Origin of the sequence: Yersinia sp. SCPM-O-B-9106 (C-191) (assembly GCF_026183365.1) — a bacterium.
Lineage (GTDB): Bacteria > Pseudomonadota > Gammaproteobacteria > Enterobacterales > Enterobacteriaceae > Yersinia > Yersinia rochesterensis.
On record NZ_CP110791.1, the window covers coordinates 4,064,246 to 4,089,729 of the forward strand.

Consider the following 25,484-nt stretch of genomic DNA (forward strand, 5'->3'; position numbering starts at 1 on the left):
GTTTATTGACTAAACTCCACGAAGGGATATTTCGCCACCAATATAAGGTTTTACATTACCATTTTGTTCTAATAATAATGCGCCCTGTTGATCTATCCCCCGAGAAATACCAAATATTTCTTGATTCCCAATAATCAATTTTACAGAACGATCAAGATAATTGTCCATTTCCCGCCAGCGAGAAATAAAGGCAGACAGACCTTCATTTTCAAATTTAACTACCGCTAGCCGTAATTCAGATAATAATTCAGCAGTCAGTTTATTACGATCAATAATAACCCCAGTTTCCTGTAAGTTAATCCAATCTTGGCTAATAACATTGGTCATAGATTCACGCATGGTCAGATTGATACCGGCCCCAATAACTAACTGCGCTGCATCACCCGTTTTACCAGTGAGTTCTACTAATATACCCGCCAGCTTCTTATCATTTAAATACAAATCATTTGGCCACTTCACACGAACTTGACCTGCACCCAATTTGTGCAGTACCTCGGCCATGACAATACCTACAACTAAACTTAACCCCATTGCGGCCGCAGGGCCTTGTTCCAATCGCCAATACATTGATAAGTAAAGATTAGCACCAAAAGGAGAGACCCACTGGCGGCCACGTCTACCACGCCCTGCTTGCTGATATTCAGCAACACATGCATCACCAGATTTAAGTTCAGTGATACGGTCTAAGAGATATTGATTCGTCGAATCAACTACTGGTAATACCGCAACTTGACCGGCGGGTAAATAACTTAATATGGCCTGCTCATCAAGTAATTGGATAGGTGCTGGCAGACTATAACCTTTGCCTGGCACGGTGAAGACATCCAGCCCCCATTCTTTGATAGTTTGCATATGCTTATTAATTGCGGCGCGGCTCATACCCAGCATTTCACCCAATTGCTCACCTGAGTGAAAAGCACCATCGGCCAGTATGCCAATTAATCGCAAGGGGACTTTAATATCTTTCAAGACAAATACTCCACAGCATTAACTTCACCATCACTAGCGATAAAGCGCACCTCGGGTTCCAGCCAGATGGCAAATTTCTTTGCGACCTGCTGACGAATATAGCTAGCAAGGCCGAGTACATCTTGGCCTGTAGCCTCTGCGAGGTTAATCAATACCAAAGCTTGCTGCTGATGCACCGCGGCTCCACCAATCTGGTGTCCTTTAAGCGCGCATTGATCAATAAGCCAGCCCGCAGCCAGCTTTACGGATCCATCGGGCTGTGGATAATGGGGGGCATTGGGAAAGAGCTTCACGATATCTGCAGCTACAGTTGCATCCACAACGGGATTCTTGAAGAAACTGCCGGCATTGCCCGTCACTGTTGGGTCAGGGAGTTTACTCCTACGCATCGCGCAGACTGAGTTGAAGATATCTTTTGCTGTCACGGTCAATGGATCCATCCGAGTTAAATCACCATAACCCAATGTTGGTATCCACGACTTCACTAACTTGATACCCACCGCGACGATAGCGAACCCATTGCCATAGCGATGCTTAAATATGCTATCACGATAGCCAAACTGACAATCTAGCGCAGAAAGGCGCAGAACTGTGCCCTTCTCCATATCAAGCAAATCAACGTATTCACACACTTTTTGTAGCTCAACACCATATGCACCAATATTTTGAATTGGGGCAGAGCCGACACAACCTGGGATCAAAGCCAAGTTTTCTAGACCCGGCATGTTGTTTTGCAACGAATAGCAGACTAATTGATGCCAATTCTCCCCTGCTCCAACATGAAGATGCCAGGCAATATCGTCTTCGGTGAAAGTGATACCCTTGATGCGATTAAGCAACACTGTTCCTGAATAATTTTCGATAAATAGTACATTGCTACCTTCACCAAGCAAAAGCACAGGTCGATGCTTAGAGACAGACTCACGCCATGCATCAACCAATTCTTCAGGAGAGTTGGCACTGATGACATTGTTCGCATAGGCTGATAACGCGAAAGTATTAAGATGTTTTAGCGGGGAACATTGATTCGACATAACATTAAGTACTCATTCTTACTGGCTCTGGCGCTAGTCTAACCGATCAATATACTCATATTGTATTTTGTTTTAAGTGGATGCATAAAAAAAGCCCTCTGCGCAGCAGAAGGCTTTTCTCTTTTTCTTTTCCACATAGCAAAAACCCCACGCTTTTGGCATGGGGTCTCGGCTTTATTTGATGCCTGGCAGTGTCCTACTCTCGCATGGGGAGACCCCACACTACCATCGGCGCTACGGCGTTTCACTTCTGAGTTCGGCATGGGATCAGGTGGGTCCACCGCGCTATGGCCGCCAGGCAAATTCTGTTTCAATTAACCCGCTATGCAATATCACACAGCCAGCCAATCCAATCTCGGAACTTCGCTGAAAATCTTAATTTCTCTCAAATCACCAAAACACCTTTGGTGTTGTAAGGTTAAGCCTCACGGATCATTAGTACTGGTTAGCTCAATGCATCGCTGCACTTACACACCCAGCCTATCAACGTCATAGTCTTTAACGTTCCTTCAGGGGGCTTAAAGCCCCAGGGAAGACTCATCTCGAGGCAAGTTTCCCGCTTAGATGCTTTCAGCGGTTATCTCTTCCGAATTTAGCTACCGGGCAATGCCATTGGCATGACAACCCGAACACCAGTGATTCGTCCACTCCGGTCCTCTCGTACTAGGAGCAGCCCCTCTCAATCTTCCAACGCCCACGGCAGATAGGGACCGAACTGTCTCACGACGTTCTAAACCCAGCTCGCGTACCACTTTAAATGGCGAACAGCCATACCCTTGGGACCTACTTCAGCCCCAGGATGTGATGAGCCGACATCGAGGTGCCAAACACCGCCGTCGATATGAACTCTTGGGCGGTATCAGCCTGTTATCCCCGGAGTACCTTTTATCCGTTGAGCGATGGCCCTTCCATTCAGAACCACCGGATCACTAAGACCTACTTTCGTACCTGCTCGAGCCGTCACTCTCGCAGTCAAGCTAGCTTATGCCTTTGCACTAACCTCACGATGTCCGACCGTGATTAGCTAACCTTCGTGCTCCTCCGTTACTCTTTGGGAGGAGACCGCCCCAGTCAAACTACCCACCAGACACTGTCCTCACCCCGGATTACGGGGCCGAGTTAGAACATCAAACATTAAAGGGTGGTATTTCAAGGTTGGCTCCATGCAGACTGGCGTCCACACTTCAATGCCTCCCACCTATCCTACACATCAAGGCTCAATGTTCAGTGTCAAGCTATAGTAAAGGTTCACGGGGTCTTTCCGTCTTGCCGCGGGTACACTGCATCTTCACAGCGAGTTCAATTTCACTGAGTCTCGGGTGGAGACAGCCTGGCCATCATTACGCCATTCGTGCAGGTCGGAACTTACCCGACAAGGAATTTCGCTACCTTAGGACCGTTATAGTTACGGCCGCCGTTTACTGGGGCTTCGATCAAGAGCTTCGCCTTGCGGCTGACCCCATCAATTAACCTTCCAGCACCGGGCAGGCGTCACACCGTATACGTCCACTTTCGTGTTTGCACAGTGCTGTGTTTTTATTAAACAGTTGCAGCCAGCTGGTATCTGCGACTGGCTTCGGCGCCGGGAGCAAGTCCCTTTACCTAATGCCAGCGTGCCTTCTCCCGAAGTTACGGCACCATTTTGCCTAGTTCCTTCACCCGAGTTCTCTCAAGCGCCTGAGTATTCTCTACCTGACCACCTGTGTCGGTTTGGGGTACGATTTAATGTTACCTGATGCTTAGAGGCTTTTCCTGGAAGCTTGGCATCAACTACTTCATCACCGTAGTGACTCGTCATCACACCTCAGCGTTGATAAGCAACCGGATTTACCAAGTCGCTCCGCCTACATGCTTAAACCGGGACAACCGTCGCCCGGCTAGCCTAGCCTTCTCCGTCCCCCCTTCGCAGTAACACCAAGTACAGGAATATTAACCTGTTTCCCATCGACTACGCTTTTCAGCCTCGCCTTAGGGGTCGACTCACCCTGCCCCGATTAACGTTGGACAGGAACCCTTGGTCTTCCGGCGTGCGGGTTTTTCACCCGCATTATCGTTACTTATGTCAGCATTCGCACTTCTGATACCTCCAGCAACCCTCACAGGTCACCTTCAACGGCTTACAGAACGCTCCCCTACCCAACAACACCTAAGTGTCGCTGCCGCAGCTTCGGTGCATGGTTTAGCCCCGTTACATCTTCCGCGCAGGCCGACTCGACCAGTGAGCTATTACGCTTTCTTTAAATGATGGCTGCTTCTAAGCCAACATCCTGGCTGTCTATGCCTTCCCACATCGTTTCCCACTTAACCATGACTTTGGGACCTTAGCTGGCGGTCTGGGTTGTTTCCCTCTTCACGACGGACGTTAGCACCCGCCGTGTGTCTCCCGTGATAACATTCTTCGGTATTCGGAGTTTGCATCGGTTTGGTAAGCCGGGATGGCCCCCTAGCCGAAACAGTGCTCTACCCCCGAAGATGAGTTCACGAGGCGCTACCTAAATAGCTTTCGGGGAGAACCAGCTATCTCCCGGTTTGATTGGCCTTTCACCCCCAGCCACAAGTCATCCGCTAATTTTTCAACATTAGTCGGTTCGGTCCTCCAGTTAGTGTTACCCAACCTTCAACCTGCCCATGGCTAGATCACCGGGTTTCGGGTCTATACCTTGCAACTAGACGCCCAGTTAAGACTCGGTTTCCCTACGGCTCCCCTATTCGGTTAACCTTGCTACAAAATATAAGTCGCTGACCCATTATACAAAAGGTACGCAGTCACACCACGAAGGTGCTCCCACTGCTTGTACGTACACGGTTTCAGGTTCTATTTCACTCCCCTCGCCGGGGTTCTTTTCGCCTTTCCCTCACGGTACTGGTTCACTATCGGTCAGTCAGGAGTATTTAGCCTTGGAGGATGGTCCCCCCATATTCAGACAGGATGTCACGTGTCCCGCCCTACTCATCGAGTTCACAGCAAGTGTGTTTTTGTGTACGGGAGTATCACCCTGTACCCTGCGACTTTCCAGACGCTTCCACTAACACACAAACTGATTCAGACTCTGGGCTCCTCCCCGTTCGCTCGCCGCTACTAGGGGAATCTCGGTTGATTTCTTTTCCTCGGGGTACTTAGATGTTTCAGTTCCCCCGGTTCGCCTTGCATGGCTATGTATTCACCATGCAATAGTGCAACGAATTGCACTGGGTTTCCCCATTCGGGTATCGTCGGTTATAACGGTTCATATCACCTTACCGACGCTTTTCGCAGATTAGCACGCCCTTCATCGCCTCTGACTGCCTAGGCATCCACCGTGTACGCTTAGTCGCTTAACCTCACAACCCGAAGGTGTCTTTGCAGACAACTTGCGTTGCGATTATTTGAGAGACTCTAATACAGGTTAATCCTTATCTCAGTACATCTACGGAGAGATAAGTTTCAGCTGTATTGTTTCAATTTTCAGCTTGTTCCAGATTGTTAAAGAGCAATATCTTAAACACGACTTGGTAAAGTCATCTTTAAGATATTCAGTTGATAATGTCTTTCACACATTATCGGATTGGCGTCCCCAAGGGGATTCGAACCCCTGTTACAGCCGTGAAAGGGCAGTGTCCTAGGCCTCTAGACGATGGGGACACGAAGTTCCGATTAAACCGAAATCTAACCGTTTCGCATCAGCATGAGTCGAAACTCACGACATCAACAGGTGCTCTTGCTCATTTACATTCATCAGACAATCTGTGTGGACACTACGCAATGCGTATCGTTAGGTAAGGAGGTGATCCAACCGCAGGTTCCCCTACGGTTACCTTGTTACGACTTCACCCCAGTCATGAATCACAAAGTGGTAAGCGCCCTCCCGAAGGTTAAGCTACCTACTTCTTTTGCAACCCACTCCCATGGTGTGACGGGCGGTGTGTACAAGGCCCGGGAACGTATTCACCGTAGCATTCTGATCTACGATTACTAGCGATTCCGACTTCATGGAGTCGAGTTGCAGACTCCAATCCGGACTACGACAGACTTTATGTGGTCCGCTTGCTCTCGCGAGTTCGCTTCACTTTGTATCTGCCATTGTAGCACGTGTGTAGCCCTACTCGTAAGGGCCATGATGACTTGACGTCATCCCCACCTTCCTCCGGTTTGTCACCGGCAGTCTCCCTTGAGTTCCCACCATTACGTGCTGGCAACAAAGGATAAGGGTTGCGCTCGTTGCGGGACTTAACCCAACATTTCACAACACGAGCTGACGACAGCCATGCAGCACCTGTCTCACAGTTCCCGAAGGCACCGAAGCATCTCTGCTAAGTTCTGTGGATGTCAAGAGTAGGTAAGGTTCTTCGCGTTGCATCGAATTAAACCACATGCTCCACCGCTTGTGCGGGCCCCCGTCAATTCATTTGAGTTTTAACCTTGCGGCCGTACTCCCCAGGCGGTCGACTTAACGCGTTAGCTCCGGAAGCCACGCCTCAAGGGCACAACCTCCAAGTCGACATCGTTTACAGCGTGGACTACCAGGGTATCTAATCCTGTTTGCTCCCCACGCTTTCGCACCTGAGCGTCAGTCTTTGTCCAGGGGGCCGCCTTCGCCACCGGTATTCCTCCAGATCTCTACGCATTTCACCGCTACACCTGGAATTCTACCCCCCTCTACAAGACTCTAGCTTGCCAGTTTCAAATGCAGTTCCCACGTTAAGCGCGGGGATTTCACATCTGACTTAACAAACCGCCTGCGTGCGCTTTACGCCCAGTAATTCCGATTAACGCTTGCACCCTCCGTATTACCGCGGCTGCTGGCACGGAGTTAGCCGGTGCTTCTTCTGCGAGTAACGTCAATCAATCGTGCTATTAACACGACTGCCTTCCTCCTCGCTGAAAGTGCTTTACAACCCGAAGGCCTTCTTCACACACGCGGCATGGCTGCATCAGGCTTGCGCCCATTGTGCAATATTCCCCACTGCTGCCTCCCGTAGGAGTCTGGACCGTGTCTCAGTTCCAGTGTGGCTGGTCATCCTCTCAGACCAGCTAGGGATCGTCGCCTAGGTGAGCCATTACCCCACCTACTAGCTAATCCCATCTGGGCACATCCGATGGCGTGAGGCCCGAAGGTCCCCCACTTTGCTCTTGCGAGGTCATGCGGTATTAGCTACCGTTTCCAGTAGTTATCCCCCTCCATCAGGCAGTTTCCCAGACATTACTCACCCGTCCGCCGCTCGCCGGCAAAGTAGTAAACTACTTCCCGCTGCCGCTCGACTTGCATGTGTTAGGCCTGCCGCCAGCGTTCAATCTGAGCCATGATCAAACTCTTCAATTTAAGATTTGTTTGATTTGCTATGAGTTAACATAGCGATGCTCAAAGATTACTTTCTGCAAATATGCATTCGAACCGAAGTTCAAATGTGTACTGCTTTGGTCACTCTTCAAGACTTTGATATTTCTTCTGCCTGCCGAAACAGGCTTCGATATCGTCTTGCGAGTGCCCACACAGATTGTCTGATAAATTGTTAAAGAGCGTTCGTTACCCGTTTGCCTTTCGGCGAATCTTACGGTAACGCGGGAGGCAGATAATACGCTTTCCCGCTGAAGAGTCAAGGATTTATTTGTTTTCTTTCGAAGTCAAAATGATTCTTTTCTCTTCCTGACCCGGCGAAGTATGTTTCGTTGTTCCCGGTCAGTGGAGGCGCATTATAGGGAGTTCCTGACAGGCTGCAACCCCTAATTTGAAAAAACTTTTCAACCGTGTTTTATTTCAACAATTTGCGGTGATAACCACCGTTATCGTCACTTTTTGTACTGTAGCGCTGAGAAATCCTGAGCAAAACCGCTTACCTGTTGCCAATCGGTATACTCAACTTCCTTACTGGTATCCGTTTCTCCACCCGTCATTCGCATAATAAGTTGAATCATGACCCTGTCGATCCACCGATAGCGCGGATAACGCAGGGCTCCAGCGAATACTGTACACAATGTGGGTTGCCAAGGTGTGCCAAGTAAGAACTTGCGAACATAAGCATTAGTCTGTGGTGAACGTTTCTCTGGTTTACGCGCGGTCAGATTGACTGCAAAGAACGCACTCGGTATTTGATTAAGCTGTTCGACGTGTTTACTGACGAATTGACTCAATACCGGACTGAAATGACCATAACGTACAGAGGCACCAATCATTACTTGTTGATACTGGCTCAGGTCTATTTTCTCCACATCGGCCAAGTCCTGTATTTCACACGTTGCCCCAGGGGATAATTCCTTAGCTATATAAGAAGCGATGGTTTGCGTTTGGCCGTCTCGGCTGGAGTAAAGTATCAATACTTTCATAGCAATGTTCCTTATGCAGAATTACTCACGCCAGAATGTTGGAGTGAAAAGAACCAGCAAAGTGAAAACTTCTAACCGGCCAAATAGCATTGTTATCACCAATATCCATTTAGCAGCCGGATTCATAGAAGTGAAGTTATCCGCGACTACGCCCAAACCTGGCCCCAAGTTGTTCAATGTTGCAGTCACTGCCGCAAAAGCAGAAAACTCATCAACACCCGTCGCGATGATAGCCAACATGCTGATAATGAACACCAATGCATATGCAGAGAAGAAACCCCAAACTGCTTCCAGTATCCGCTCCGGCAATGCTCGCCGCCCCAGTTTAATGGTGTAAACCGCGTTTGGATGAACCAAGCGCTTTAGCTCACGCGAACCTTGTAGATAGAGCAACAGGATTCGGATAACTTTCAAACCGCCACCGGTCGACCCCGCACACCCCCCAATAAAAGCAGAGCATAATAAGAGTATTGGTAGGAATAACGGCCACTTGGAAATGCTGTCTGTCGTGAAGCCCGCCGTAGTCGCCATAGAGACCACTTGGAAAAAGGCCTGATTTAAGGTTTCCATCCCCGACTTGTACACGCTATGTTGCCAGAGCACTAAGGTACAAACGATAACCAGCGTCAATTGTACAAAGATAAACATACGGAATTCGGGATCACGCCAATAAACTTTTAAACTGCGACCACTGAGCACAGCAAAGTGCAGACCAAAGTTACACCCCGAAATCAACAAGAAAATAGCAATAATGGTGTTAATCGTCGGGCTGTTGAAGTAACCAATACTGGCGTCATGAGTAGAAAAGCCGCCTATCGCGATCGTAGAGAAACTGTGAGAAATAGCATCAAACACCGACATTCCTGCAGCCCACAGAGAAAGCGCACAGGCGATGGTCAGCAAAACATAGATAAGCCACAGTGTTTTCGCAGTTTCAGCAATCCGGGGACGCATTTTATTGTCTTTCAACGGGCCGGGCATTTCTGCACGGTAGAGCTGCATCCCCCCAACACCCAAGATAGGCAAAATGGCCACCGCTAGCACGATGATCCCCATGCCACCAAGCCACTGCAGCATTTGTCGATAGAATAAAATAGCTTTAGGCAGCGAATCCAACCCCACCAGCGTAGTGGCACCGGTGGTTGTCAGCCCAGAGAATGATTCAAAGAATGCATCAGTCAGCGAAAGATTAGGCCGCTCAGAAAATAAAAACGGTAATGCCCCGACACTGCCCAGCACTGTCCAGAACAGCACCACAATCAAAAAGCCCTCTCGGGGCTTCAACTCATGCTTCTGTTTTCGGTTCGGTAGCCATAGCAAAAGGCCTATTGCCAGGGCAACAAAAAAGGTTTCGCTGAAGGCACGGCCGGCACCATCACGATAGATCAAGGCCACTACCCCAGGAATAAACATTGTCCCGGAGAATAAGATAACTAACAGGCCGACAATACGGGTTATGGCACGAAAATGCATTCCGGCACGTTCCTTAGCAATTCACTTGGATGGGGATTATTGCGAAATGGGCGTCAATTGCAACGTACCACGACTGAGATCCCGCAATTTATCCCCGACCTGACTGGCTTGAGTTGCTGGCAAAGAGAGATGGAGTGTCACGAACTGTGCGTAATCACTCTGTAAAATCTGGCCTTCAACCTGCTGTAATAATGTTTCTACTATGGACAACTGCGCATAGTCACACTGCAAAGTATATTCTACCTGTGGGACTTTATATTTTACTTCAATTTGCTTCAACGCCTGTTGAACACCACTGCCATAAGCCCTGACTAACCCACCAGTACCCAGCTTGATGCCACCATAATAGCGTACAACCACCGCGGTTATTTCACCTATTCCACAGCCCATCAGTTGGGCAAGAATCGGTTTACCCGCCGTGCCCGAAGGCTCGCCATCATCGGAAAAACCTAATTGCTGTGAATCTGTAGGTGCCCCGGCAACAAAAGCCCAGCAATGATGCCGGGCAGTTGGATGCTGCTGCTTTACCTGCTGAATAAAATCTTTCGCTTCATTCACCCCACTGGTAGGAGCCAGCAAGGTGATGAATCGACTTTTTTTAATCTCTTCGCTGATAGTCACCGGCGCTGCAGGTATTAAATAAGGCTGCATCAGGCCAGCTTCAGGTCACGAGTCATGTTCTCAACCCGATTATCGTGAATAACGATATTGTCTTCTATACGAATACCACCATAAGGTTTCAGTGTTTCAATAAGATCCCAATTGAAATGCTGACTGAATTCACCGGAGCGCCAAGGTGCCAGTAAGGATTCAATAAAGTAGAGGCCGGGTTCAATGGTCAACACCATGCGCGGTTGCAGAATACGGGTGCAGCGTAAGTAAGGATATTTGGATGGCGCGCTGAGATGCGTCCCTTTATCGTCCTGCATAAAACCAGCAGTATCATGCACTTGTAACCCTAGAGGGTGACCCAACCCGTGCGGTAAGAATGGGCAGGTAATACCTTGTTCGACCATCGCCTCTTCACTGATACCCGTAACCAGATTATGAGTACGCAGCAACTTGGCAATACGCTGATGCATCTGAACATGATAATCGGTATAGCGCTCACCACTTTTAATGGTTTTAATCAGTTCAAGCTGTTCATTATTAAGGTCTTTGATCAATGCGGCAAAATCGTTTTCACTGTCTGCGGCATAAGTGCGGGTCAAGTCAGCAGCATAGCCATTATATTCCGCGCCCGCATCCATCAGGAAACTACGCATTTCTGCCGGTGGTTGGTGTTGTAGCGTGGTGTAATGGAGTACAGCCGAATGTTCATTCAGCGCAACAATATTATCATAGGGCACATCAGTATCACGATGACCGGTAGCCATCAGATAAGCGAGATTGATATCGAACTCACTCATACCTGACTGGAATGCTTCATGAGCTGCGCGATGTCCGGCAACTGCCGTCTTTTGCGCTTCACGCATGCAAGCCAGTTCATAATCTGTTTTATAAGAGCGGTAGAAATGCAGATAATCCAACACTGGCTGTGGGTTAATGTTTTCTGCACTGAAACCCAAGGCCTGGGCGCGTTCCTGAGCATATCCAATGTATGCAACGCGATCGCGCTGTGCCGGTAATAGTTGTGCAATATCATTAGCGTTTGCCAATGGTTGAATATCAATGGCCTTGGTCCAGAAGCTATCTGGTAACGGCTCAACACAGTGCCAATAATCTACCGGGGAGTAAAACCATAACTTCGGCGAATTAACGCCATCAACCCATAACCAGCAGTTTGGAACTTGCGTCACCGGCACCCAAGCTTTGAATTGGGCATTAACTTTAAAAGGATAGTCACGGTCATCAAGGAAAATACGTTGCAACTCACCGGAATGAATCAATAAAGCATCTAACTGATGACGCTCTAACACCTCACGAGTGCGTTGTTGTAGAGTGGATAAATGTTCGTTATATAAAGAAGCCAGCGTTTCCATCACAGTACCCTTCGCTATTAGAACTTAATTTTTCAATCTTATCATAGTCGCCGAGGCCATGTTTCGCCGACACTCATTCCATGATGTGATAACAACAATATCCAAAATAACTGACGTGATAACTCGCTCGCAAGTAGGCAATAAATCCATTTTTCAGCCCCTCGATACGCCTCGAATAAAATTGATGAAAATCAATTATGCCATCCGATTGACTGTGATCTTCACTGCAAAAAATCAATCTCTTGTTTGCAATTCATTAACAAAATATCCACACTTCCTGAATATCTGGTCATACCAGATCACATGCGCTTATTCAGGAGATAGATATGCTCTACCAAAGCGAAACATTAAAGCTTCACTGGCTGGAAAACGGCATTGCCGAGTTGGTGTTTGAAGCACCGGGTTCAGTTAATAAACTGGATACTAAAACCGTAGCCAATCTGGGTGAGGCCTTGATTGTGTTGGAAAAACAAAGCGAACTCAAAGGGTTACTATTGAGTTCTACTAAGGCGGCCTTTATTGTTGGCGCTGATATCACAGAGTTTCTATCCCTGTTTAATGCCCCACCGGAAAAGTTGCATCAATGGTTGGTGTTCGCCAACGACATTTTCAATCGTTTGGAAGATTTACCGGTACCGACCCTATCTGCGATCAATGGATATGCGCTGGGTGGCGGGTGCGAATGTATTCTGGCCACAGATTTCCGTGTGGCTTCACCAGAAGCACGTATTGGCCTACCGGAAACCAAGCTCGGAATCATGCCAGGTTTTGGCGGTTCAGTTCGCTTGCCACGGTTATTAGGCGCTGACAGTGCGTTGGAAATTATCGCGGCTGGCAAAGATATTATTGCTAAAGATGCTTTAAAAGTTGGTCTGATTGATGCTGTCGTCGCCCCTGAGAAACTGGCTGATGCAGCTTTAACCATGCTGAAACAGGCTATTGACGGCAAACTTGACTGGAAAGCCGCTCGCCTCCCGAAATTGGAGCCGCTGAAGCTCAACCCCACTGAAGCCGCCATGTGTTTTACCATTGCTAAAGGCATGGTCATGCAAGTAGCAGGTAAACACTATCCAGCTCCCCTGACCGCAGTCAAAACCATCGAGGCCGCCGCAAAACTTGGTCGAACCGAAGCATTGAAGTTGGAAACCACCAGTTTTGTCCGTTTAGCGGGATCCAATGAAGCCCGGGCATTAGTCGGTATTTTCCTCAATGATCAATATGTTAAAGGACAGGCTAAAAAACTGTCCAAAGGTGTTAGTGCACCAAAACAGGCCGCAGTACTGGGTGCGGGGATTATGGGCGGTGGAATTGCCTATCAATCAGCACTGAAAGCTGTGCCAGTCATTATGAAAGACATTAATGAAAAATCCCTGACACTGGGGATGAATGAGGCGGCCAAGTTACTGAATAAACAGTTGGAACGCGGCAAAGTGGATGGTCTGAAAATGGCGAGTATCTTAGCGACTATCCAGCCAACACTTGATTACACTGGTATTGAACGCGCCCAAGTCATCGTAGAAGCGGTGGTGGAAAATCCAAAAGTGAAAGCGGCGGTGCTGGCTGAAGTTGAAGCATTGATCGGCGAAGAAACTGTTTTGGCCTCTAACACCTCTACAATTCCGATCGATCAGCTCGCTAAATCCCTTAAACGCCCAGAAAACTTCTGTGGCATGCACTTCTTCAACCCCGTTCATCGCATGCCACTGGTTGAAATTATTCGAGGTGCGAAAACCTCAGATAAAACTATCGCTGCTGTTGTCGCATACGCCACGCAAATGGGTAAAACCCCGATTGTGGTCAATGATTGCCCAGGTTTCTTTGTTAACCGCGTTTTATTCCCGTATCTGGCCGGGTTCGGTATGTTAGTCAGAGACGGAGCGGACTTCCGCCAAATTGATAAAGTGATGGAAAAACAATTTGGCTGGCCAATGGGCCCTGCCTATCTATTAGATGTGGTCGGCATTGATACCGCGCACCATGCACAAGCTGTAATGGCTGCTGGCTTCCCTGAACGTATGAATAAAGATTATCGCGATGCGGTTGACGTCATGTTCGAAAACCAACGATTTGGTCAAAAAAATGGCCAGGGTTTCTACCGTTACACCCAAGATGCCAAAGGCAAACCGCGTAAAGAGAATGATGAACAAGTAGATGTGTTATTAGCACAAGTCATTCAATCAGTTAAGAAATTTAGTGATGAAGATATTATTGCCCGCACCATGATCCCGATGATCAATGAAGTCGTGCGGTGTCTGGAAGAAGGTATTATTGCCAGCCCGGCTGAGGGCGACATGGCGCTGGTGTATGGCATTGGGTTCCCGCCATTCCACGGCGGCGTTTTCCGTTACCTTGACACCATCGGCAGTGCAAATTATGTCGAAATGGCTCAGCGTTATGTTCATCTTGGTGCGCTGTATCACGTCCCGGCGGGGCTGAGGGCCAAAGCTGAACATAACGAAAGCTATTATCCTGTAGCGACAGCGCTGCCTGATATTTCTACCAGTCAACCGGCATGAGGTCTGAAAACATGGAAAATGTAGTCATTATTGATGCCGTCCGCACACCGATGGGCCGCTCCAAAGGCGGCGCATTCCGTCAGGTTCGGGCGGAAGATCTCTCTGCTCACTTAATGCGGGCAATTCTGAGCCGCAATCCTAAGCTGAATGCCGCCGAAATCGACGATATTTATTGGGGTTGTGTGCAGCAAACACTAGAGCAGGGCTTTAATATCGCCCGCAATGCTTCTTTGCTGGCCGAAATTCCTCATAGTGTCCCTGCGGTGACAGTAAACCGCCTGTGTGGCTCATCAATGCAAGCTTTGCATGATGGTGCCAGAGCTATCATGGTGGGTGATGCGCAAGTCAGTTTGATTGGTGGTGTGGAACATATGGGCCATGTACCCATGAATCACGGTGTTGATTTCCATCCTGGCATGGGCCGCACTGTGGCTAAAGCCGCAGGAATGATGGGGCTAACAGCCGAAATGCTGGCAAAGATTCATAATATCAGCCGCGAGTCTCAAGATGAGTTTGCAGTCCGCTCCCATCAACGGGCATCTGCCGCCACACAGGAAGGCTATTTTGCCAAAGAGATTGTCGCCACCAATGGACACGATGCCGATGGCATATTAAAACGCTTTGATTTTGATGAAGTTATTCGCCCTGAAACCAATTTGGCGGGTTTAGCGGCTCTACGCCCAGCGTTTGATCCAGTGAATGGGACAGTGACGGCGGGGACATCCTCAGCACTTTCTGATGGTGCCTCCGCGATGCTAATCATGAGCGAATCTCGTGCAAAATCATTGGGTTTGACGCCACGTGCCCGTATTCGCTCGATGGCAGTGGTCGGTTGCGACCCATCAATTATGGGCTATGGCCCAGTACCCGCCAGCAAATTGGCACTAAAGCGCGCCGGGCTTAAGCTCGAAGATATTGGTTTATTTGAATTAAATGAGGCGTTTGCCGCTCAGTCATTGGCTTGCTTGAAAGGTTTGGGTCTGCTGGAAAGCATGGATGACAAGGTAAACCTGAATGGGGGCGCCATTGCACTCGGCCATCCATTAGGCTGTTCAGGAGCACGAATTTCCACCACGTTGCTCAACCTGATGGAGCGTCGTGACGTGCAATTCGGGCTGGCAACCATGTGCATTGGCTTAGGCCAAGGCATTGCGACTGTCTTTGAACGCGTATAACCAAAAAACATTAAGGGCCTGAATACAGGCCCTTAGACTGGAGTTTAGTTGCCGTTTTCCCGCCTGTCAGGGGCGGGCTTTTTAACTGCCGCTTTACTCAGATAAAAGCAAAAGCATCGCCATAAATATGGGATTCCAGCGCGCCGCGTTCTGCACAAAAACGCTCACGTGCAATCTTCGCCATTTCAAAACGACCCGCGATATAAATATCCTGCTCAGCAAGAGAACCAAAGTCTTGCAGCACCGCACTCAGAACCGTTCCGGTACGACCGCGCCAACCCTCTTCCGGTTGCTCAACCACGGGGATAACTTTCAACTGCGGATATTTTATCGACAGCGCTTCCAGTTCGCTGAGGTCATATAAATGTATAGCTTCGCGCCCTCCCCAATAGATGGAGACTTCGCGATCAGGTTGCTCAGCCAATGCCGCCAACAAAATGGAGCGCGCATAGGAAAAACCTGTACCACCAGCAATCAAGACCAATGGTCGATGACTGCCCTCGCGGAACCACGCCTCGCCATGCGGGATATCCACATCCAGTGTTTTCTCTTTCAGAATTCTATCCATCACCGCCATAGCATACAGGTTGAGCTCCGAAGCCCCGATATGCAGCTCGATGAAGTCTGTTTCCAGTGGCGTGGACGCCATAGAGAATGGCCGTTTATCACGCTCGTCCATGACGACCATCAAATACTGCCCAGCACGGAAAGAAAATGCAGATGCAGGCACCAATTGCACCCGGTACACCGTATCGGTAATGGCCTCTACGGAGGTTACTTTACAGCTTAAAGTTGTCATGCCTTCCCTCTGTCGGGTCATCAAATGCAAAACTAAGGACAAAATGGACGCCGGTTAGCGTTTCGTCTCTTTGTCACTGAAAATGGCGAGTTCGTCCCAAATAGCATCAACGCGGGCGCGGACTTCTTCATCCATTTTAATTGGACGCCCCCATTCACGTGGAGTCTCTGCTGGCCATTTGTTGGTGGCATCCAGCCCCATTTTCGATCCTAAACCGGAAACCGGCGAGGCGAAATCCAAGTAATCTATTGGCGTATTTTCAATTAATACCGTATCGCGGGAAGGATCCATTCGGGTCGTAATCGCCCAAATAACATCATTCCAATCACGAGCATTAATGTCATCGTCACAGACAATAACAAATTTTGTATACATAAACTGGCGTAAAAACGACCAAACACCCATCATCACGCGTTTAGCATGACCAGCATACTGTTTTTTGATTGTTACCACGGCCAAGCGGTATGAACATCCCTCGGGTGGTAGATAAAAATCAACAATCTCTGGGAATTGCTTTTGCAAAATAGGAACAAATACTTCATTCAGCGCAACCCCCATCACCGCCGGTTCATCCGGAGGACGGCCAGTATAAGTTGAATGATAAATCGCGTCTTTACGTTGGGTAATATGTGTGACGGTAAAGACCGGGAAGCTATCAATCTCGTTGTAATAGCCGGTATGGTCACCATAAGGGCCTTCTGGTGCCATCTCACCCTGCTCAATATATCCTTCCAATACAATTTCTGCACTTGCAGGAACTTCAAGTGCGTTGGAAAGACACTTTACGACCTCGGTTTTATGTCCGCGTAATAAACCAGCAAAAGCATATTCAGACAGTGTATCTGGCACGGGCGTTACCGCAGCCAAAATAGTCGCAGGATCAGCCCCCAGCGCGACGGCTACTGGGAAACGCTCACCGGGATGTGCTTCACACCATTCTTGATAATCCAAAGCGCCGCCACGATGAGATAACCAGCGCATAATTAACTTATTTTTGCCCAGGACTTGTTGGCGATAGATACCCAAGTTCTGGCGCTCTTTATGTGGCCCTCGGGTAACCGTCAAGCCCCAAGAGACTAATGGAGCTGCATCCTCAGGCCAACAGTGCATAACAGGGATTCGGCTTAGATCGACATCTTCCCCCTCCCATACTTGCTCTTGGCACGGGGCAGAGCTTAAGCATTTCGTCGGCATATTCAATACCTGCTTGAATTTCGGCAGTTTATCGAATAAATCGCGAAAACCTTTTGGCGGATCAGGCTCTTTCAGGAAAGCTAACAGCTTGCCGACATCGCGCAGTGCACTGACATCTTCTTGCCCCATTCCCATAGCAACCCGTTTAGCTGTGCCAAACAGGTTACACAGCACGGGCATACTGTAGCCTTTCGGATTCTCAAAAAGTAATGCAGGCCCACCAGCACGCAAAGTGCGATCGGCAATTTCTGTCATTTCCAGATAAGGATCAATAGGCTGGCTAATACGTTTAAGTTCACCCCTCTGTTCCAGCAACGAGAGGAAGTCACGTAAGTCACGGTATTTCATGCTGATCATTTCGGCGGCTAGGTGATGCGCCATTATAGGCTGTCTTTATAGCAGTTGCTGTCTTTTTGTTAAAAATGAATGCAGGCTAACTCGAAAAAATATCATATGATTATTGACTATCTATTATTAACTTTTACAAAAAAAGATATAGGATTTTCGATAAAAATCATGGTTAATCACTTAAATAACAAATAGATATATCAAATGATGTTTTTTCCTTACTGTATATGTATCCCCATTTTTGTTATGCTGCCGGGTAGTAGCTAAAGGCATATGAAATTATGAAACACTGGCATTTGTTATATTGTAAACGTGGTCAGCTTTTGCGTGCTAAAGAGCATCTAGAGCGACAAGAAGTGAATTGCTGGACACCGATAGTCGCTATCGAAAAGTTAGTGCGCGGAAAACGAACTGAAATGACGGAAGCACTATTCCCAAATTATCTGTTTGTGGAGTTTGATCCGGAGCAGATTCATACCACAACGATAAGCGCCACCCGGGGTGTTAGTCACTTTGTCCGATTTGGCGTACAGCCCGCAGTAATCCCGGCAATCGTTATTACTGAGATGCAATCCTATACTGCAGATAAAATAATTGATCCTGAAATACCCACTCCTGGCGATATCGTGACAATTACTGAGGGTATCTTTGCTGGTTTACACGCGATTTATACCGAGCCAGATGGTGAAGCTCGTTCAATGTTGTTGCTGAATATGCTCAATAGCCAAGTGCTACAAAGTCTGGATAATCGTCAGTTTGAAAAGCAATAAAACTCTTAATTAACAAACCCAAGGTAGGTATCTCAGTACCTACCCTGCGACTTTTATTACTACCAAACTATTAACGCTGCATATGGTCGTCATGCAACCATTGGGCAACTTGCTTGGCAAAATAAGTTAATACTCCATCCGCACCCGCGCGTTTAAAGCACAGTAGCGACTCCATAACGGTTGGTTTTTCTTGCAGCCAGCCATTTTGGATTGCTGCCATATGCATCGCATATTCACCGGAAACCTGATAAGCAAAGGTCGGAACTCCAAAAGTGTCTTTCACCCGGCGTACCACATCTAAATATGGCATCCCAGGCTTGACCATCACCATGTCGGCCCCTTCCTGCAAGTCTTGAGCAATCTCTTGTAAAGCTTCATCACTATTGGCCGGGTCCATTTGATAGGTTTTCTTATTTCCCCCTTTCAGATTGCTACTAGAACCAATAGCGTCGCGGAATGGACCATAGTAACAAGAGGCATATTTTGCTGAATACGCCATAATTTGCGTATTTACCAATCCTTGTAGCTCTAACTGATCGCGAATAGCACCAATACGGCCATCCATCATATCGCTCGGGGCCACAATCTCAGCACCAGCTTCTGCATGTGACAATGCTTGGCGCACTAAAATCTCTTTGGTTATGTCATTAATGACATAACCGTCAGCGTCAATCACACCATCTTGCCCATGGGTTGTGTAGGGGTCGAGGGCAACATCCGTAAGAATGCCGAGCTCTGGCACCGCATCTTTTAATGCTCGTATAGTGCGTTGTACCAGTCCATCCGGGTTATAAGCTTCTTCCGCATGTAATGATTTCATACCTGATTCAATAACCGGGAATAACGATATGACCGGAACGCCAAGCTTGGCAATGATTTCAGCTTCTTTCACCAACAAATCAATCGTCATACGCGAGACTCCTGGCATAGACGAAACAGCTTGTTGATGGTTTGTTCCTTCCATGACAAACACCGGATAGATCAAGTCATTGACTGTCAGCTGATTTTCAGCGACCAGTCGACGACTGAAATCATGACGGCGCACACGGCGCATACGGCGACCAGGGAAGGTGCCCGGGAATGCATAGCTCATATTGTTCTCCTAACTCAAACCAACCGGAAAATCCGGCGGGCGTTTTCATCAGTTTTCTGCCCTAGCCATTTAGGGTCTTCTTGTCGCCAGACAGCAACCTGCTGGACGATATGGGGCAGAAAGCAGGGTTCATTGCGACGAGATGCCGGTTTAGGATATATATCCCGTGGCAATAAATACGGGGCATCGGTTTCTAGCAGTAATTGCTGGACAGGAATACGCGGCAATAACGCCCTCAATTCAAGACCACGACGTTCATCGCAAACCCAACCAGTGATACCGATAGATAAGCCCAATGCCAGACAGGAATCCAATTCATCAGCAGTGCCGGTAAAACAATGCACAACAGCTGCGGGAATTTTATCTAGCCAAGGTGAAAGCAAAGCAATGAAACGATCGTGCGCCTCTCGGCAATGCAAGAATACCGGCAAAGAAAGCTCGGCAGCTAAGGCAAGCTGTGCGGTAAAAGCAATCTCTTGCTCAGTTGGAGTAGAAAAATTGCGGTTAAAATCCAACCCACACTCACCAATAGCAACCACTGCGGCATGTGCTGCCAATCCCCGGATTTTCTGCTCCACATCTTTTTGCCAACTGCTCGCATGATGGGGATGAACACCGGCGGTTGACCAGCAATATCTCGGATAGGCTGTGGCAAGCTCAAGGGCTGCCTGGCTTTCTTCTGCATCAGTACCGGTAATAAGCATACCGGAGATCCCAGCATCTTTTGCGCGGGCCACGACTTGAGGGCAATCTTTTGCAAATTGTGAACTGGTTAAGTTCACGCCGATATCAAACATAAGTGTCCCAAAACAGAAGCCGCCCAGAAGGCGGCTAAAATATCAAAGTAGAAATTTAAGACTCTTTAGGATGGTTATCGACTTCTTCATCCTCTTCCTCAATATCGGTACGGCGTTGTTTGCCGGTGTAGAAGCGAGCAAAGAACACGCCCACTTCAAATAACAGATACATCGGAATCGCTAACAGTGTTTGTGACAGCACATCAGGTGGGGTAAGGAGCATTCCCACAACAAAAGCACCAACAAACACATAAGGCCGTTTCTTCTTCAATGCTTCAGGTGTTGTTACTCCCGCCCAGCACAAAAGAATTATCGCAATCGGAACTTCAAAAGAAATACCAAAAGCCATAAAAAGCGCCATAACGAAATCAAGATATTTGGTGATATCCGTCGCGATTAACACACTTTCCGGCGCGGTTTTGGCAAAAAAGCCAAAAGCTAGCGGAAAAACAATAAAATAGGCAAATGCCATTCCCAGATAAAATAAGAAGCTGCTGGATATCAGCAGTGGGATCATCAAGCGGCGCTCATGTTTATACAGCGCAGGGGCGATAAATGCCCAAACCTGATAGAGGATCATCGGCGCTGAAACAAATACTGAGACCATCATGGTCAATTTAATCGGGGTAAAGAACGGTGATGCGACATCTGTTGCAATCATACTAGAACCAGCAGGCAGTTGTTTGATCAACGGAGCTGACACCAAGTGGTAGATATCATTGGCAAAGAAAACCAAGACGAAAAAAACCACTAAAATAGTGATGATGCAATTCAATAGCCGCTTACGCAGTTCTATTAAATGAGTAATAAGGGGTTGGGTATCATCAACAGCCATGTTTACCGATCGCCGCCAGGTTGGTGAGTTCGAGGTTGACCAGCACTGAGTGAGTCTGTGCTATGAGTATCAACTGCGGCAGTTTGTGCCTGAGTTACGCGGGTATTAGTAACAGGAACAGGCTCCCGATCTACAGAAGAAATAGACGCAGAAGATGCCTCAACCTGAACAATGGGTTTATCATCGCCATCATGGGCGGTTTCAACCGCTACCGGAACGACTGTTTTATCAATATCAGTACTCGGAGCTTGCGGTGATGCTTGAACTTTCGTTGCTGACTCTGCAGGCGTAACACCATCATGAATCGCTTCCGGTTCAGTAACGAGCGGATTATGGATCGTATGTGGTGCTTCCGAGCCGATGTCAGAATGATAAGAACGCTTCAGTGCTTCAGCAGCCTCTTTGAGTTCATCCATTGAGGCTTTCAGCTCAGGTGTCAAGTTCTGCAAACCAGCTTCTTCTGCTTTTTTCAGGCTGTCTTGCAACTCTTGTATTTTAAGCTCTTGGGCTAACTCGTTTTGCACTGTTGCCGCAAGTGAACGCAATGTCCGAATCCAACCAGCAACGGTTCTGACAGCAACCGGTAATCGTTCTGGCCCAAGGACGACCAGCCCGATCACCAGCACCAGTAACAGTTCACTAAACCCGATATCGAACACAGCTTATCCCTGCTCTTTGTCGTGGCTCTTAGATTCTTCAGCTTTGACTGCTGGCTGCTGTTTTTCAGTAAGAGTCTTTGCAAAATCAGCATCATTGCTGGTTTTATCAGTATCAGTTGGCGGGGTTTGTGTGTCATCACCAATCGCTTTTTTAAAACCCTTGATAGATGCACCCAGATCTGACCCTAGCGTCCGCAATTTGTTAGTACCAAACAACAGAACGACAATCACGGCAATAATTAATAACTGCCAAATACTTATACCACCCATTACATTCACCTCTATATTACAGGGGTTATTTCACATAGGGCCGCATTATACGTCATATAGCCCTAGTGAATACCTATCTAACTTACCGCATTTTGAACTAGCGCATAGCTTCTTGAACAAATAAGTGGCTTCTTGAATAACTTTTACATAACTCATTAGCCGCGCAATGGCCTATCCACCGATACTTTTAGCAATAAGTCACTAACTGGTTCGCCGCCAACCAATAAACCAAGCCAATACTCCAGCGACAATGAACCCAGTTGAAATTTCTACCGCATCAGCCAAGAATAAAATGGTACCACTGACTAATAGTGTAGCGCCAACACCGAATAAATACCGTGATTGACCCTGACGTTGCTGCTGACCTTGCATTTGAGTTGTGAGCTTATCGACACTTTGCTGTAGTAATTTATGCTGCTGCAAGCTGTCATAAACAAGTTCTGGTAACTCAGGGAATTTTTCCGCCCAGAATGGTGCTTTCTCTTTCAATGCACGAATAACAGCAGGTAACCCGACTTGATCCCGCAACCAGCTTTCCAGGAAAGGTTTTGCCGTCGTCCAGAGATCAAGCTGTGGGTAGAGTTGACGCCCTAAGCCTTCAACATACAACAACGTTTTCTGTAGTAAAACCAGCTGTGGTTGAACTTCCATATTAAAGCGACGTGCCGTGTTAAAGAGATTCAATAGCACATGGCCGAATGATATTTCCGCCAGTGGTTTTTCGAAAATAGGCTCACAGACGGTACGGATAGCGAATTCAAAATCTTCAACATTAGTGTCACGGGGAACCCAACCGGAATCGACGTGTAGTTCTGCAACTCGGCGATAATCCCGATTAAAGAAAGCAATGAAATTTTCAGCGAGATAGCGTTTATCTGCTTTATTCAGTGAGCCAACAATACCGCAATCAATACCGATGTAAAGTGGGTCGTGAGGATGCTCATAACTGACAAAAATATTCCCCGGGTGCATATCTGCATGGAAAAAACTGTCACGGAAAACCTGAGTGAAGAAGACTTGGACCCCGCGCTCAGCCAACAACTTCATATTGGTGCCTTGATCTTCAAGGGCTGTAATATCAGATACGGGAATACCGTAAATTCGCTCCATCACCAATACACTTTCCCGGCAATAATCAGAATAGACCTCGGGAATATAGAGCATTGGACTGCCTTCAAAATTACGGCGCAACTGAATAGCATTGGCGGCTTCACGCAGTAAATTTAGCTCATCAAGCAGTGTTTTTTCGTATTCACGTACTACTTCGCGCGGGCGTAATCTACGACCATCAGGTAAAAGCTTAGGAACCCAACCCGCCAGACGATACATTAAGCGTACATCTGCTTTGATAATCGGCAAGATATCAGGGCGAATGACTTTGAGTACAACTTCTTGGCCGTTTTCTTTTAAACGCGCAGTATGTACCTGAGCGATGGAAGCAGAGGCTAAAGCTTCCTGCTCAAAGTCATCAAACCATGTTTCTAGCGGCCCGCCCATCGCAATTTCAATATACTTGCGTGCAAGCGCACCATCAAATGGAGCGACTCTATCTTGTAACAAAGCAAGTTGATCGGCAATTTCAGGTGGGAAAAGGTCGCGGCGAGTAGACATCATCTGACCAAATTTGATCCAGACAGGTCCTAGCTCCTGTAAGGCAAGACGTAAACGCTCCCCTAGCGGTTTATCTTTATGACGATTAGGCAACCAGAAAAATAAATGACGGCCAATACGCAATGGTAGCGTCAAACGTATATTCGGGATTAACTCATCCAGCCCATAGCTCAAAAAAACCCGAATGATAAGATACAGGCGCCGAAGTTCTCCTGGCGTCATTGTTTTGTCTCCATGGTTACCAATCTGGTAGTCAAAGCCTCGGTAGCTCGAGCGGTGGCATCAACCTCTTCGTTAAACCACACAACTTCCAGCGGCGCTGGAGCCATTTTCCATTCTTCAGTTATTGCTTCAGCCAAGTAGTTTTGCTGCTGTTGCAACTGGTTACTGAGAAAACGGCTACTTTTTTGTACTACCTGCCCAATGGTTTCCGCTGCTATATCACCAATATAGGGAGCCAGCCATTCTGCTGGCTCCCACTCGGCAAGATCTAATAACGTAACAAGCTGTTGAACTACCTGGATATCATCTTCGACAATCAGCTCACCACTACGCATCAAAGATGAAAGCTGCTGACGGTCACGCAGTTTCACCAACACAGCAACATCCGTTTTCACTATGCAATCCGCATCACCATCCCATCGACTTAAAACATCAACCTGCCGTTCGCTAAATACTAATAACAGAGGGAAGCTCATTTCACGTAACTCAATACGCAGGACTTTCCCCGCTAAACGTAAACGTGCAGCTTTTAGGCTTTTGTCGCGAAAGAGCACACTATTTAGTGATGTTTCTATAGCGGCTGTTATTAGCGGCGATAACAAAGTTGGTTTCAGTAACAAAGGTTTATATATCAGTGACTTTAGCGGCATAACAATATTCCTGTTAGAACTTGAAACCCCGATGTAACGCAACAATACCACCGGTTAAATTGGAATAGGTTACGTTCTCAAAGCCGGCATCTATCATCATACCTTTCAGTGTTTCTTGGTCAGGGTGCATCCGAATAGATTCCGCCAAATAACGGTAGCTTTCAGAGTCCTGCGCCACAAGTTCACCAATCTTAGGCAATATATGGAAAGAGTAAGCGTCATAGGCTTTGCTGAGAGGTGCCAAAAGTGGTTTGGAAAACTCGAGAACCAACAAGCGGCCTCCGGGCTTTAATACCCGGAACATAGAACGCAGGGCCTTTTCTTTTTCAGTTACATTCCGCAAGCCAAATGAAATGGTAATGCAATCAAAATAATTATCAGGGAAAGGCAAGGCTTCAGCATTGGCTTGTACATAGCTGACATTACCAACAATACCTTTGTCACGCAGCTTTTCACGGCCCATACGCAACATTGACTCATTAATATCGGCCAAAACCACTTCACCCTGCTCACCTACAAGGCGAGAGAATTTAGCCGTCAAATCTCCGGTACCACCCGCTAGATCCAATACCCGTTGACCGCGCCGAACACCGCTACAATCAATGGTAAAACGCTTCCAAATACGATGAACGCCGAACGACATCAGGTCATTCATCAGATCATATTTGGCAGCTACGGAATGAAAAACTTCTGCCACCATGCCTTCTTTCTGTTCTTTGGCTATGGTGCGAAAACCAAAATGAGTGGTTTCCTTCTCCTGATCTACCATTTTCTGTGCCTGCTTTT

At 47.6% G+C, this 25,484-nt stretch carries 19 protein-coding genes, 1 tRNA gene and 3 rRNA genes; 3 read left to right on the forward strand and 20 right to left on the reverse strand.

The features are described 5' to 3' along the window. Positions 1-9: 9 nt before the first annotated feature. From birA to pepQ, 10 genes are all read right to left on the reverse strand, one after another. A complete protein-coding gene (gene birA / locus OP863_RS18335) occupies positions 10-969 on the reverse strand; it encodes a bifunctional biotin--[acetyl-CoA-carboxylase] ligase/biotin operon repressor BirA (RefSeq protein WP_038638401.1) in 960 nt (319 codons plus the stop codon). Continuing rightward, positions 966-2,003: a UDP-N-acetylmuramate dehydrogenase gene (murB, locus tag OP863_RS18340; RefSeq protein ID WP_038638399.1), complete on the reverse strand. Its 1,038-nt coding sequence runs from the start codon at positions 2,001-2,003 to the stop codon at positions 966-968. Before murB ends, birA begins: the two co-directional genes overlap by 4 nt. A gap of 183 nt (positions 2,004-2,186) precedes the next feature. After that, positions 2,187-2,302, reverse strand: a 5S ribosomal RNA gene (gene rrf / locus OP863_RS18345). 115 nt (positions 2,303-2,417) lie between these two features. Next, positions 2,418-5,324, reverse strand: a 23S ribosomal RNA gene (locus OP863_RS18350). 225 nt (positions 5,325-5,549) lie between these two features. Next, a tRNA-Glu gene (locus tag OP863_RS18355) sits at positions 5,550-5,625 on the reverse strand. Between the two features lie 135 nt (positions 5,626-5,760). Next, positions 5,761-7,303, reverse strand: a 16S ribosomal RNA gene (locus OP863_RS18360). The 16S, 23S and 5S rRNA genes sit together here with 1 tRNA gene alongside, the layout of an rRNA operon. Positions 7,304-7,770: 467 nt before the next feature. Next, positions 7,771-8,304 (reverse strand): menaquinone-dependent protoporphyrinogen IX dehydrogenase, encoded by a 534-nt coding sequence (hemG, locus tag OP863_RS18365; protein WP_038638396.1) that lies wholly within the window; start codon positions 8,302-8,304, stop codon positions 7,771-7,773. A 21-nt stretch (positions 8,305-8,325) separates the two neighbouring features. Beyond that, positions 8,326-9,777: a Trk system potassium transporter TrkH gene (gene trkH, locus OP863_RS18370; protein WP_038638393.1), complete on the reverse strand. Its 1,452-nt coding sequence runs from the start codon at positions 9,775-9,777 to the stop codon at positions 8,326-8,328. Positions 9,778-9,813: 36 nt separating this feature from the next. Continuing rightward, a complete protein-coding gene (locus OP863_RS18375; RefSeq protein ID WP_038638390.1) occupies positions 9,814-10,428 on the reverse strand; it encodes an IMPACT family protein in 615 nt (204 codons plus the stop codon). Continuing rightward, positions 10,428-11,759 carry a Xaa-Pro dipeptidase gene (pepQ, locus tag OP863_RS18380; RefSeq protein ID WP_050292273.1) on the reverse strand — a complete coding sequence of 444 codons (1,332 nt, stop codon included), beginning with the start codon at positions 11,757-11,759 and terminating at the stop codon, positions 10,428-10,430. Before pepQ ends, OP863_RS18375 begins: the two co-directional genes overlap by 1 nt. A 326-nt stretch (positions 11,760-12,085) precedes the next feature. Between pepQ and fadB the strand changes: the two genes are divergently transcribed. Both fadB and fadA read left to right on the forward strand, forming a co-directional pair. Beyond that, complete coding sequence (gene fadB, locus OP863_RS18385) at positions 12,086-14,275, forward strand: fatty acid oxidation complex subunit alpha FadB (RefSeq protein ID WP_038638384.1); 2,190 nt, start codon at positions 12,086-12,088, stop codon at positions 14,273-14,275. Positions 14,276-14,286: 11 nt separating this feature from the next. After that, positions 14,287-15,450, forward strand: coding sequence for an acetyl-CoA C-acyltransferase FadA (fadA, locus tag OP863_RS18390; RefSeq protein ID WP_145589533.1), 1,164 nt, complete (start codon positions 14,287-14,289; stop codon positions 15,448-15,450). A 97-nt stretch (positions 15,451-15,547) separates the two neighbouring features. On the opposite strand, the gene fre is transcribed toward fadA, so the two are convergent. Both fre and ubiD read right to left on the reverse strand, forming a co-directional pair. Beyond that, positions 15,548-16,249: an NAD(P)H-flavin reductase gene (fre, locus tag OP863_RS18395; protein WP_038638377.1), complete on the reverse strand. Its 702-nt coding sequence runs from the start codon at positions 16,247-16,249 to the stop codon at positions 15,548-15,550. 54 nt (positions 16,250-16,303) lie between these two features. After that, positions 16,304-17,800, reverse strand: a complete 1,497-nt coding sequence (ubiD, locus tag OP863_RS18400) for a 4-hydroxy-3-polyprenylbenzoate decarboxylase (RefSeq protein WP_038639995.1) — start codon at positions 17,798-17,800, stop codon at positions 16,304-16,306. Between the two features lie 272 nt (positions 17,801-18,072). On the opposite strand from ubiD, the gene rfaH reads away from it, so the two are divergent. Continuing rightward, the gene (gene rfaH, locus OP863_RS18405) at positions 18,073-18,561 is read left to right on the forward strand and encodes a transcription/translation regulatory transformer protein RfaH (protein WP_038638374.1); all 489 of its coding nucleotides are present in this window, start codon (positions 18,073-18,075) and stop codon (positions 18,559-18,561) included. A 70-nt stretch (positions 18,562-18,631) separates the two neighbouring features. Here rfaH and hemB read toward each other — a convergent pair whose 3' ends face one another. From hemB to ubiE, 8 genes are all read right to left on the reverse strand, one after another. Then, on the reverse strand, positions 18,632-19,654 hold the full coding sequence (gene hemB / locus OP863_RS18410; RefSeq protein WP_038638371.1) for a porphobilinogen synthase: 1,023 nt from the start codon (positions 19,652-19,654) through the stop codon (positions 18,632-18,634). 14 nt (positions 19,655-19,668) lie between these two features. Next, positions 19,669-20,451, reverse strand: coding sequence for a 3'-5' ssDNA/RNA exonuclease TatD (gene tatD, locus OP863_RS18415; protein ID WP_038638368.1), 783 nt, complete (start codon positions 20,449-20,451; stop codon positions 19,669-19,671). A gap of 55 nt (positions 20,452-20,506) precedes the next feature. Next, a complete protein-coding gene (tatC, locus tag OP863_RS18420) occupies positions 20,507-21,286 on the reverse strand; it encodes a Sec-independent protein translocase subunit TatC (RefSeq protein WP_050292278.1) in 780 nt (259 codons plus the stop codon). Positions 21,287-21,288: 2 nt separating this feature from the next. Beyond that, entirely contained in the window at positions 21,289-21,945 is a 657-nt protein-coding gene (gene tatB / locus OP863_RS18425) for a Sec-independent protein translocase protein TatB (RefSeq protein WP_265525689.1), read from the reverse strand. A 3-nt stretch (positions 21,946-21,948) separates the two neighbouring features. Then, positions 21,949-22,215: a Sec-independent protein translocase subunit TatA gene (tatA, locus tag OP863_RS18430; protein ID WP_038638359.1), complete on the reverse strand. Its 267-nt coding sequence runs from the start codon at positions 22,213-22,215 to the stop codon at positions 21,949-21,951. 201 nt (positions 22,216-22,416) lie between these two features. Next, complete coding sequence (ubiB, locus tag OP863_RS18435) at positions 22,417-24,048, reverse strand: ubiquinone biosynthesis regulatory protein kinase UbiB (protein ID WP_038638356.1); 1,632 nt, start codon at positions 24,046-24,048, stop codon at positions 22,417-22,419. Then, positions 24,045-24,698, reverse strand: a complete 654-nt coding sequence (ubiJ, locus tag OP863_RS18440) for a ubiquinone biosynthesis protein UbiJ (protein ID WP_186368230.1) — start codon at positions 24,696-24,698, stop codon at positions 24,045-24,047. Before ubiJ ends, ubiB begins: the two co-directional genes overlap by 4 nt. Before the next feature lie 13 nt (positions 24,699-24,711). Beyond that, positions 24,712-25,467, reverse strand: coding sequence for a bifunctional demethylmenaquinone methyltransferase/2-methoxy-6-polyprenyl-1,4-benzoquinol methylase UbiE (ubiE, locus tag OP863_RS18445; protein WP_050115121.1), 756 nt, complete (start codon positions 25,465-25,467; stop codon positions 24,712-24,714). Positions 25,468-25,484 lie beyond the last annotated feature (17 nt).

Bases quoted from the DNA above. Each gene is read 5' to 3' on its own strand.
- murB (WP_038638399.1), bottom strand. From the start codon at position 2,003: ATGTCGAATCAATGTTCCCCGCTAAAACATCTTAATACTTTCGCGTTA.
- hemG (WP_038638396.1), bottom strand. From the start codon at position 8,304: ATGAAAGTATTGATACTTTACTCCAGCCGAGACGGCCAAACGCAAACC.
- trkH (WP_038638393.1), bottom strand. From the start codon at position 9,777: ATGCATTTTCGTGCCATAACCCGTATTGTCGGCCTGTTAGTTATCTTA.
- OP863_RS18375 (WP_038638390.1), bottom strand. From the start codon at position 10,428: ATGCAGCCTTATTTAATACCTGCAGCGCCGGTGACTATCAGCGAAGAG.
- pepQ (WP_050292273.1), bottom strand. From the start codon at position 11,759: ATGGAAACGCTGGCTTCTTTATATAACGAACATTTATCCACTCTACAA.
- fadB (WP_038638384.1), top strand. From the start codon at position 12,086: ATGCTCTACCAAAGCGAAACATTAAAGCTTCACTGGCTGGAAAACGGC.
- fadA (WP_145589533.1), top strand. From the start codon at position 14,287: ATGGAAAATGTAGTCATTATTGATGCCGTCCGCACACCGATGGGCCGC.
- fre (WP_038638377.1), bottom strand. From the start codon at position 16,249: ATGACAACTTTAAGCTGTAAAGTAACCTCCGTAGAGGCCATTACCGAT.
- ubiD (WP_038639995.1), bottom strand. From the start codon at position 17,800: ATGATCAGCATGAAATACCGTGACTTACGTGACTTCCTCTCGTTGCTG.
- rfaH (WP_038638374.1), top strand. From the start codon at position 18,073: ATGAAACACTGGCATTTGTTATATTGTAAACGTGGTCAGCTTTTGCGT.
- hemB (WP_038638371.1), bottom strand. From the start codon at position 19,654: ATGAGCTATGCATTCCCGGGCACCTTCCCTGGTCGCCGTATGCGCCGT.
- tatD (WP_038638368.1), bottom strand. From the start codon at position 20,451: ATGTTTGATATCGGCGTGAACTTAACCAGTTCACAATTTGCAAAAGAT.
- tatC (WP_050292278.1), bottom strand. From the start codon at position 21,286: ATGGCTGTTGATGATACCCAACCCCTTATTACTCATTTAATAGAACTG.
- tatA (WP_038638359.1), bottom strand. From the start codon at position 22,215: ATGGGTGGTATAAGTATTTGGCAGTTATTAATTATTGCCGTGATTGTC.
- ubiB (WP_038638356.1), bottom strand. From the start codon at position 24,048: ATGACGCCAGGAGAACTTCGGCGCCTGTATCTTATCATTCGGGTTTTT.
- ubiJ (WP_186368230.1), bottom strand. From the start codon at position 24,698: ATGCCGCTAAAGTCACTGATATATAAACCTTTGTTACTGAAACCAACT.
- ubiE (WP_050115121.1), bottom strand. From the start codon at position 25,467: ATGGTAGATCAGGAGAAGGAAACCACTCATTTTGGTTTTCGCACCATA.